Origin of the sequence: Streptomyces sp. NPDC019937 (genome assembly GCF_040631655.1) — a bacterium.
Classification (GTDB): domain Bacteria; phylum Actinomycetota; class Actinomycetes; order Streptomycetales; family Streptomycetaceae; genus Streptomyces.
In genome coordinates this window covers 321646-331372 of record NZ_JBEYAL010000001.1, presented here as the reverse complement: position 1 = coordinate 331372, position 9727 = coordinate 321646, and the positions used below count along the sequence as shown (strand labels likewise).

Genomic DNA, 9727 nt, shown 5'->3' with positions numbered 1-9727 from the left:
TGGTCTCCTCGCATCACAGTACGTAGTCACCTCGGTCGTCGGCTTCCGCGGTTTCCGGCCGTCCCTCCAGCAGCCGCGCCATCGACTCGACGGTCGAGTGCTCCAGCAGCGCGGCCACCGGCACCGGATCGCCGCCGAGGGCCGTCAGCTCCCCGGCGAGTTCCATCAGGGTCAGGGACGAGCCCCCGGCTTCGAAGAACTTCTCCCGTACGCCGATCCCCTCCGCGTCGCGGTCCAGCAGCCGCGCCCACAGCCCCGCCACGGTGCGCTCGGCGTCGTCGCGCGGCGCGGACCCCGTGTTCTGCGCGGGTGGCGCGGGTTCCGCGGCTTCCAGCGCCCGGCGGTCGGTCTTGCCGTTCACCGTCAGGGGCAGTGACGTGTGGAAGCCGAAGGCGGAGGGGACCAGTTGCGGGGGCAGCCGGCGCGCCAGGTGGTCGCGCAGCTCCGTGGCGGTGGGAGTACGGCCCTCGGCGGGCACGACGTGGGCCGTCAGCCGGCGCCGCTGTTCCCGGCCCACCGCCACCACCACGGCCTGCGCCACATCGGGGTGCCGGGTCAGCTCCCGTTCGATCTCGCCGGGTTCGGCCCGGAAACCGCGGACCTTGACCTGGTGGTCGGCCCGGCCGAGGAAGCGCAAGCCCCCGCCGGGTGTTCTGCGGACCAGGTCCCCGGTCCGGTACATGCGCTCGCCCGCGGGGCCGTGGGGGCAGGCCACGAACCGCTCGGCGGTCAGCGCCGCCCGGCCGTGGTAGCCCCGCGCCAGGCCCTGGCCGACGAGATACAGCTCGCCCGTCACCCCGTCGGGGACCGGCCGCAGCCCGGCGTCGAGCACCAGCGCGCCGGTGCCGGGGACCGGTGCGCCGATCGGGGGTTCCCCGGCGCCGTCCAGACGCTCGCTGACCGTGGAGCAGACGGTCGCCTCGGTGGGTCCGTACGCGTTGAACATCATCCGGTCCGGCGCCCAGCGGGCGGCGAGGTCCGCCGGGCACTTCTCCCCGGCGGTGAACAGCACCAGCCCGCTCGGCAGACCGCCGTCCGGCAGCACGGCCAGTACGGCGGGCGGCAGTGTCACATGGGTGATCCCGTGGTCGGCGATGGTCCGCGTCAGCGCCGGGCCCGGCAGCAGTCGTTCCGGCGCGGCAAGCACCAGGGTGGCCCCGTTGCACAGCGCCATGGCGGTTTCCCAGAAGGCCGCGTCGAAGCTGGCCGAGGCGAACTGCAGCACCCGGTGGCCCGGTCCGGTGGCGGCGGCGCGGTGGATTCCGGCGAGCATGCCGGTGACGCCCCGGTGGGTGACGACGGTGCCCTTGGGGCGGCCGGTCGACCCGGAGGTGTAGATGACGTACGCGGCGTTCCCGGGCCGTACGGGCACGCGCGGTGGGGTCGCGGGGTGATGTGCGAGACCGTCGGCGGCCTGGTCCAGGAGGACGGTCGGGATGGTGTCCGGGCACCAGGGGGCGCGCGTCGCGGTGTTGGTGACGAGTACCGCCGCGCCCGCGTCCGTCAGCATCCAGCCGAGCCGTTCCGGGGGGTAGGCGGGGTCGAGGGGCAGATGGGCGCCACCGGCCTTGAGGATCGCCAGCAGCGCGACGATCTGGTCGGTGCCCCGTGGCAGTGACAGGCCGACGGGTGTCTCGGGGCCGACGCCGTGCTCGATGAGGTGGTGGGCCAGGCGGTTGGCGCGGGCGTCCAGTTCGGCGTAGGTGAGGAGGTGGCCGTCCGCCCGCAGCGCCGGTGCGGCGGGGGTCCGTGCCACCTGGTCCGCGAACAGTTCGTGCGCGCAGCGCGGTGCGGGTGCGGGTTCTTCCCCGGCAGGGGCCGCGGTGTCCACGGGCAGGGCCACCGCGGCCACCGGACGGTCGGGGTCGGCGGCCAACTCCACGAGCAGTCGGTGGAGTTGGTGGAGGATCCGCCTGGCGGTCCCCTCGTCGAACAGCCCGGCGTCATAGCTCACTTCGAGGACGAGGGCGCCGGTGGTGTGGACGAGGAGGGACAGGGGGTAGTTGGTGGCGTTGCCGGTGTCCAGCGTGGTGACGCGCAGCCCGCCCACCGCGGTGGTGGCGGGATCGAGGGGGATGTTGTCGAAGGCCACCGCGGTGTCGAAGAGGGCCGCTCCCTGGGGGACCGCGCTGTTGGCCCGCTGCTCGGACAGCGGGCAGGTGTCGTACTGGCGGGCCTCGGCCTGCTGGGCCTGCACACCGCGCAGCCAGTCGGCCACCGGGGCGCCCTCGTCGATCCGCACCCGCACCGGCAGCGTGTTGATCAGCAGGCCGATGATGGACTCCACGCCCGGCGGTCCGTCGCCCCGATGGGCGACCGTGGCGCCGAAGACCACGTCCGAGCCACCGCTGTGCCGGGCCAGCAGCAGCGCCCAGGCGGCCTGGACCAGGGTGTTGACGGTGAGCCGGTGGCGGCGCGCGAAGCCGCGCAGCCGGTCGTAGTCCGCCCCGCCCAGTTCGGTCGCCCGGGCGGCGTGGTGGCGCACCTGGTGGCCGGGGGGCGGGGTACCGGCGTACGGCAGTGGCGTGGCGGCCGGGAATCCGGCGAGTGCCGCGCGCCAGTAGGCCCGCGCCGCGGTTTCGTCGCGTGCGGCGAGCCAGCGCACATAGTCGCTGAAGGCGCCGCGCGGGGCGAGGGCGGGCGGGCGTCCGGCGGCCAGGGCGGCGTAGGCGGTGAAGACGTCCGTGAGGACTTCCGTGACGCTCCATCCGTCGAGGAACAGATGGTGGCAGGTCCACAGCAGCAGGACCTCGTCGTCCGCCACGCGGACGACGGCCAGCCGCATCGGCACCTCGTGGCGCGGGTCGAGCCGGACCGCGCGGTCCCGCTCCATGAGCCCCTCCAGGGACTCCTGCCGGAGTCCGGGGGGCAGCCGACGCCAGTCGTGGTGGTCGACCGGGAGGGTGAAGTCCGCTCGCGGGATCTGCACGGGCGGGGCGCCGGGCCCGGTGGCGACGGTGCTCCGCAGGGCGGGCGTGCGGTCGACGACATGCTGCCAGGCGCGGGCCAGGACACCGGGCTCGGTGACGCCCGCGACGGTCATGCTGAGGCTCCGGGCGTAGACGTCCGGGCCGCCGGTGGCGAGGGAGTGGTAGAGCAGGCCGGTCTGGAGCGGGGTGAGGGGGTACGGCCCGGAGCCGGGGGCCGCTGTGGGTCCCACCCGCTCAGGGGTCGCGATGGTGTCCCCCGCCTGCTCGGCGAGGGCGCGGATCGTGAGCCGGGTGAAGACGTCCTTGGGGGTCAGGGCCAGGCCCGCCGCCCGGGCGCGGGTGGCGAGCCGCACACTGGTGATGGAGTCCCCGCCGAGGTCGAAGAAGTCGTCGTCCACCCCGACCCGTTCGACGTCGAGCACCTCCGACCACACGGCCGCGAGGGCCCGTTCGGCGGGGTTCGCCGGGGCGACGTACGCGGCCTCGCTGTCCGGCCGTCCCTCCGGCCGGGGCAGGGCGCGCTGGTCGACCTTTCCGCTGGAGTTCAGCGGCAGGGCGTCGAGCGCCACGAACGCCGACGGGATCATGTAGCCGGGCAGCAGGGTGGCGAGGTGGCGGCGCAGCGCCGTCGTGGTGGGTGCCGGACATCCCGGCCGGGGCACGGCGTAGGCGACGAGCCGCCGCTCCGCCCGGCCGTCGGGCGGCCCGTCGCCGCGCGCGGTCACGACCGCCTCGGACACGTCCGGGTGGGCGGTCAGGGCCGCTTCCACCTCGGCGGTCTCCACCCGGTAGCCACGGATCTTCACCTGGTCGTCGGCGCGGCCGAGGAAGTCGAGCACGCCTTCCGCGCGCCGGCGCACCACATCTCCGGTGCGGTACATCCGGCTGCCCGGCGCGCCCCACGGGTCGGGGACGAAACGCCCGGCGGTGTCCGCGGGCCGGGCCTGGTAGCCCCGGGCGAGCCCGGCGCCCGCGATGTACAGCTCGCCCGCCACCCCGATGGGCACCGGTCGCAGCGCGCCGTCCAGGACGTAGTGCCGTACGCCCGTCACCGGTCCGCCGATGGGGACGCGGCGCTCCTCCGGCAGGGTGTCGCCGTGTGCCATGAGGTGGGCGGTCGAGCACATGGTGGTCTCGGTCGGGCCGTAGAGGTTGGCGAACGGGTGCGCGGTCAGCCACCGGCGGGCCGTTTCCACGGAACACACGTCGGCCGCCGAGCACACCAGTTCCAGCCCGGGCAGTGCCGTGGGGTCGAGCACGCCGAGCAGCGCCGGAGGGAGCATCAGGTGGGTGACCGCGTCCCGGCGGATCCGCTCGGCGAGCCGCACCGGGTCGTCGTCCTCGCCCGGTCGGCTCAGGCACAGGGTAGCGCCGGTCAGCAGGGGCATCAGGGCCTGCCAGATGCCGCCGTCGAAGCTGAACGACAGATGCTGCAGCATCCGGGAGCCGGGCCGCAGCCCGAGGGTGCGGCGGCTGTCGGCCGCCAGGTTGCACACCGCGCCGTGCTGGATCAGGACGCCCTTGGGGCGCCCCGTGGAGCCCGAGGTGTAGACCGCGTAGGCGAGGTTCTCGGGGCGGACGTGTGTCCGGGGCGGGGTCGCGGGGCGGCGGGCGATGGCCGCGCGGTCCGGTTCCCGGTCCAGGCACACGACGTCGGCGGGGACGTCGGGCAGCGAGGGGAGCTGGTGGTGGTGGACTATCAGCACCCGTGGCGCGGCTCCGGCGGCAATGTGCGCCAGCCGGTCCCTGGGCTGCCCCAGGTCCAGGGGGACGAACGCGCCGCCCGCCTTGAGCACGGCGAGCGCGGCGACGATCAGGTCGGGGCCGCGGTCCGGGCACAGCCCGACCAGGGTCTCCGGGCCGACGCCGCGCGCGACCAGGTGGTGGGCGAGCCGGTTGGCCCGCGCGTCCAGTTCGCCGTAGCCGATCCGGTGGTCGCCGCGGACCACGGCGGGCCGGTCCGGGTCGCGCCGGGCCCGGGCCGCGAAGACCTCGTGCACGCAGTGGCCGTCCTCGGGCTCGCCGGTGGCGTTCCACTCGGTGAGCACCTGCTGTTCCTCGGCGCGGGTGAGGAGGGAGAGCCGGGCGGCGGGGCCGGGGTCGTGCGCGATGTGGGTGAGGAGCGTGCGCAGCCGCCCGGCCATCCGCTCGGCCGTCACCCGGTCGAACAGGGCGCTGTTGTAGAGGAAGTCGGCGCGCAGCCCGTCGCCGGTCTCCTCGAATTCCACGGTGAGGTCGAAGACGGCGGACACCACCGGAACCGGGACCTCGGTGACGGCGAGCCCGCTGAACTCCCGCTCCCGGGAAGGGGCGTTGCGCATGACGACGAGGGCCTGGACCAGCGGGGTGCGGTCCGCGGCGCGGGCCGGGGCCAGCGCCTCGACCAGCCGGTCGAAGGGCAGTTCGCCGTGGGCGACGGCGTCGAGCAGGGTGTCGCGGACGTCGCCGAGCGTGTCGGTGAAGGGCCGGTCGCCGTCCACCTCCGTGCGCAGGACGAGCGTGTTGACGAAGAAGCCGACCAGGTCGTCGAGCGCCTCGTGGTCCCGCCCCGAGGTCACCACCCCGACCGCGATGTCCCGCTGTCCGGTGTGCCGGGCGAAGAAGATCTGGGTCGCCGCGAGGAGGGTGCTGAACAGGGTCGTGCCGTGGTCGTGGCCGAGCTGCCGCAACCGGTCCACGACCGGGCCCGGGATCCGGACCCCGACGGCCGCCCCGGCGGTGCCGGTCTCCGGGGTCCGGGGCCGGTCGGTGGCCAGGTCCAGGGGCTCCGTTCCGGCGAGCCGGTCACGCCAGTACGCCAGTTGCCGGGCCTCGAGGCCGTCGGCGAGCCGCCGCCGGTGCCAGACGGTGTAGTCGGCGTAGCGCACCGGCAGTTCGGGAAGGCGCGCCGGGGTGCCGGTCACGGCGGCCGTGTAGTGCGCGCCCAGCTCGGCCAGCAGCACCTCGTAGGACCAGTCGTCGCTGATGAGGTGGTGCGAGGTCAGGGTGAGGACGTGGTCTTCCCGGGACAGCCGGATCAGCCGGGGGCGCAGCAGCGGTCCCCGGGCGAGGTCGAACGGGGTCAGCAGGTCCTCGCGCATCAGGCGGTCGAGGGCCCGTTCCCGGTCGGCTTCCGGCAGCGGGGTGAGGTCGATGTGTTCCGCCGTCAGCGGGCCCGGCGGGTGCACGATCTGTGCTCCCCGGCCGTCCCGGGTCTCGAAGGTCGTGCGCAGCGACTCCTGGCGTGCGGCGAGCCGGGTGAGCGCCCGGTCCAGCGCCCCGGGGTCCAGGGGGCCGGTGAGGCGGACGGCGCCGCCGACGTTGTAGTCGGGCCCTGGCGCGTAGGCGTGCAGGAACCACAGCCTGCGCTGCACCGGGGACAGGGGCAGGACGCGGTCGCGCCCGGCGGCTCCGGCGATCCGCGCACCGGGCGGGGCGGCGCCGGGCGCCGGGGTACGGAGGTGTGCGGCCAGCGCGGCGATGGTGCGGCGTTCGAGGAGGATACGGACGGACAGCTCGGCGCCGAGGGCGGACCGGGTCCGGGCGACGGCCCGCATGGCGAGGACCGAGTCTCCGCCCAGGGTGAAGAAGTCCTCGTCCACGCCCACCCGGTCCGCGCCCAGCACCTCGGCCCAGATGCCGGCCAGGGCCCGTTCGGTGGCGGTGCGGGGCGGTGTCCGGGGGCCGTCGGCCGCCGGGGAAGGCGGCACGTCGGGCAGGGAGCGGCGGTCGACCTTGCCGTTGGGCAGCGTGGGCAGCCGGTCGAGGGTGACGAGCGCCGCGGGGACCATGTGCTCGGGCAGCCGCTCGGCGAGGAAGGCGCGCAGCGCCTCGGGGGCGGCCTCACCTGGGCCCGCGGGCACCACGTAGCCGACCAGGCGGCGCGGGCCCCGGTCCTCGCCGCCGCCCCGCGCGGCCACGGCGGCGGCCGCCACGTCCGGGTGGCCCACCAGCGCGTTCTCGATCTCCCCGGTCTCGACCCGGAAGCCGTGGATCTGCACCTGGTCGTCGCCGCGGCCGAGGAATTCCAGGACCCCGTCCGCGCGCCGCCGCACCAGGTCGCCGGTCCGGTAGAGGCGCCCGCCCGCCGTCCACGGGTCGGGAACGAACCGGTCGGCGGTGGCCCCGGGGCGCCGGTGGTAGCCGCGTACGACGCCGGGGCCGCCGATCCACAGCTCCCCGGTCCCGCCCTCGGGCACCGGGCGCAGCCGGTCGTCCAGGACGTGGGCGGCGGTGCCGGGGACCGGGCGCCCGATGGGGACGAGGGCGCCGTCCCCGAGCCCCTCGGCGGCGGGGAAGAACAGGCAGGAGTCCACGGTGGTCTCGGTGGCGCCGTAGGCGTTGACCACGGTGGTGCCGGGGTGGACGAGGGACAGCAGCTCCCGGCAGTCCTCGGTCAGCCAGCCCTCCGAGCCGACGGACAGCAGCCGCAGCGGAGGCAGGGTCCGGCCACGGGCCGCCGCCTCCCGCCCCAGCTCCTTGGCCAGGCTCGGCACCAGCTCGAGGGCGTCTCCCCCGCTGCTCTCCAGCAGGTCGAGCAGCCGGGCGGGGTCGGTGACGGTGTCCCGCGGCGCGATCACGACGGAACCGCCCGCGAAGACCGAGCGGAGCAGATCGGCGAGGAACAGGTCGACCGACAGGCTGGTGACGGACACGAAGCGCGGCGGGGCCTCGCGCAGCTTGTACAGGCCGTCCCAGACCGCGAACACGCTGAGCAGATTGCGGTGTTCGACCAGGACGCCCTTGGGGACTCCCGTCGAACCGGAGGTGTGGATCAGATAGGCCGCGGACTCCGGTGCGGGCCGCGGGAGCGGTCCTGCGGTCCCTTCGCGGTCGTCGTGGACCTCGTCGAGCAGCACGGTCCGGGGGCCGTCGGCGGGCAGCAGACGCGCGAGACGGGTCCGGGTGAGGACGAGCGGGGTGCCGGAGTCGGCGACCGACCAGGCCAGCCGCCGCCGGGGGTAGGCGGGGTCGAGCGGTACGTACGCCCCGCCGGCCTTGAGGATGCCGAGGACACCGGCGACCATGTCCGGCCCGCGGTCCACACACAGCCCGACCAGCACCTCCGGGCCCACGCCGTGCCGGATCAGCCGGTGGGCGATCCGGTCGGTGCGCCGGTCGAGTTCGGCGAACGTCAGCCGGTGTCCGTCGTGGAGGACGGCCGTCGCGTCGGGGGTGCGGCCGACGTGCTCGGCGAAGAGGTCGAGCACGGTCATGCGGACTCCCGCTCCCGCATCATCTCCGCCACCAGGAACGCCAGGTCCAGGGATTGGGCGTGGTTGAGCCGCGGATCGCACGCGGACTCGTAGCGCAGCGGCAGGTCGTCGACGCCGATCGGGGCGCCACCGCCGACGCATTCGGTGACGTCGTCGCCGGTGAGTTCGACGTGGATGCCCCCGGCGTGGGTGCCGAGCGCCTGGTGGACCTCGAAGAAGCCGCGCACCTCGGCGAGGATGGCGTCGAAGTCGCGGGTCTTGTGGCCGCCGGCCGTCTGATAGGTGTTCCCGTGCATCGGATCGCACACCCAGGCGACCTCGGCCCCCTCCGCGACGACCTTCTCCACCAGGGTCGGCAGCCGGTCGCGGACCTGTTCCGCGCCCATCCGGACGATGAACGTGAGCCTGCCGGGCTCGCGGTCGGGGGCGAGCCGGTCGATGTAGCCGAGGACGGTGTCCGGGTCGGTGCCGGGGCCGAGCTTCACCGCGATCGGGTTGCGGACGCGGGAGAAGTACTCGATGTGCGCGCCGTCCAGGTCCCGGGTGCGCTCTCCGATCCACAGCAGGTGTCCGCTGGCCGCGTAAGCGTGCCCGGAGCGCTCGTCCCTGCGGGTGAGCGCCTGCTCGTAGTCGAGCAGCAGCCCCTCGTGACTCGCGAAGAGTTCGGCGGTCTGCACCTCCTTGGGGTCGGCGCCGCAGGCGTGCATGAAGTCCAGGGCCCGCTCGATGTCGTCGGCGAGCCGCTCGTAACGCCTGCGGGCGGGTGAGTCGGTGACGAACCCGCGGTTCCAGTCCTGCACCTGGTGCAGATCGGCGAAGCCACCGGTGGCGAAGGCCCGGACGAGGTTGAGCGTGGCCGCGGACACGTCGTACATCCGCCGCAGGCGCCGCGCGTCGGGGCGGCGGGCCTCGGCGGTGAACTCCGGTGCGTTCACCGCGTCTCCGCGGTACGAGGGCAGGGTGAGACCGTCGCGCGTCTCGGTGGGCCGCGAACGCGGCTTGGCGAACTGGCCCGCGATCCGGCCGATCTTGACGACGGGCAGTGAGGCCCCGTAGGTGAGCACGACCGCCATCTGCAGCAGTGTTCTCAGCTTGCGGCCGATCACCTCGCGGGAGGACCCGTCGAAGGTCTCGGCGCAGTCGCCGCCCTGGAGGACGAACGCCTTGCCGCGGGCGACGGCGGCGAGCCGGTCGCGCAGCCGGTCGCACTCCTCGGCGAACACCAGCGGGGGCGCGGCGGCCAGGCCGTCGGTGACCTCGCGGAGCAGTTCCCCGTCGGGCCACGCGGGCTGCTGGGCGGCCGGCAGCGAACGCCAGGATGCACGGTGCGCGGTCTGCGGAGATGAATTCATCACAGCCCCCCGAAAAGTCAAAAGACGGTACGGCCGCGTCCGGTATTGGGCAGCCAAAGGCGTGCGGTTCTCGCGAGGAAAAAGCGAGCTGTTGTTCCTCGGCCGGAATTCCAGCCGACGCCGCCGACCGTCGTCAAGATTCACCGGAGTGGCCCGCATCGGCGTTCCCCAAGTGGTCTGGTACGCCCGGCGGCCTGCTGATTGGGTTTGGCGCACCGGGGACGCCGGAATGGACCGGCCCAGGAAAAGA

2 protein-coding genes are annotated in these 9727 nt (G+C 74.6%); both read right to left on the bottom strand.

The genetic code is table 11. From position 1 onward, the window contains the following. Window positions 1–13: 13 nt before the first annotated feature. Complete coding sequence (locus ABZ562_RS01270; RefSeq protein WP_361472223.1) at window positions 14–8125, bottom strand: amino acid adenylation domain-containing protein; 8112 nt, start codon at window positions 8123–8125, stop codon at window positions 14–16. After that, on the bottom strand, window positions 8122–9477 hold the full coding sequence (locus ABZ562_RS01265; RefSeq protein ID WP_361472221.1) for a class II 3-deoxy-7-phosphoheptulonate synthase: 1356 nt from the start codon (window positions 9475–9477) through the stop codon (window positions 8122–8124). The genes ABZ562_RS01270 and ABZ562_RS01265 overlap by 4 nt, the downstream gene beginning before the upstream one ends. Window positions 9478–9727: the final 250 nt, after the last annotated feature.

Bases quoted from the DNA above. Each gene is read 5' to 3' on its own strand.
- ABZ562_RS01265 (WP_361472221.1), bottom strand. From the start codon at position 9,477: ATGAATTCATCTCCGCAGACCGCGCACCGTGCATCCTGGCGTTCGCTG.
- ABZ562_RS01270 (WP_361472223.1), bottom strand. From the start codon at position 8,125: ATGACCGTGCTCGACCTCTTCGCCGAGCACGTCGGCCGCACCCCCGAC.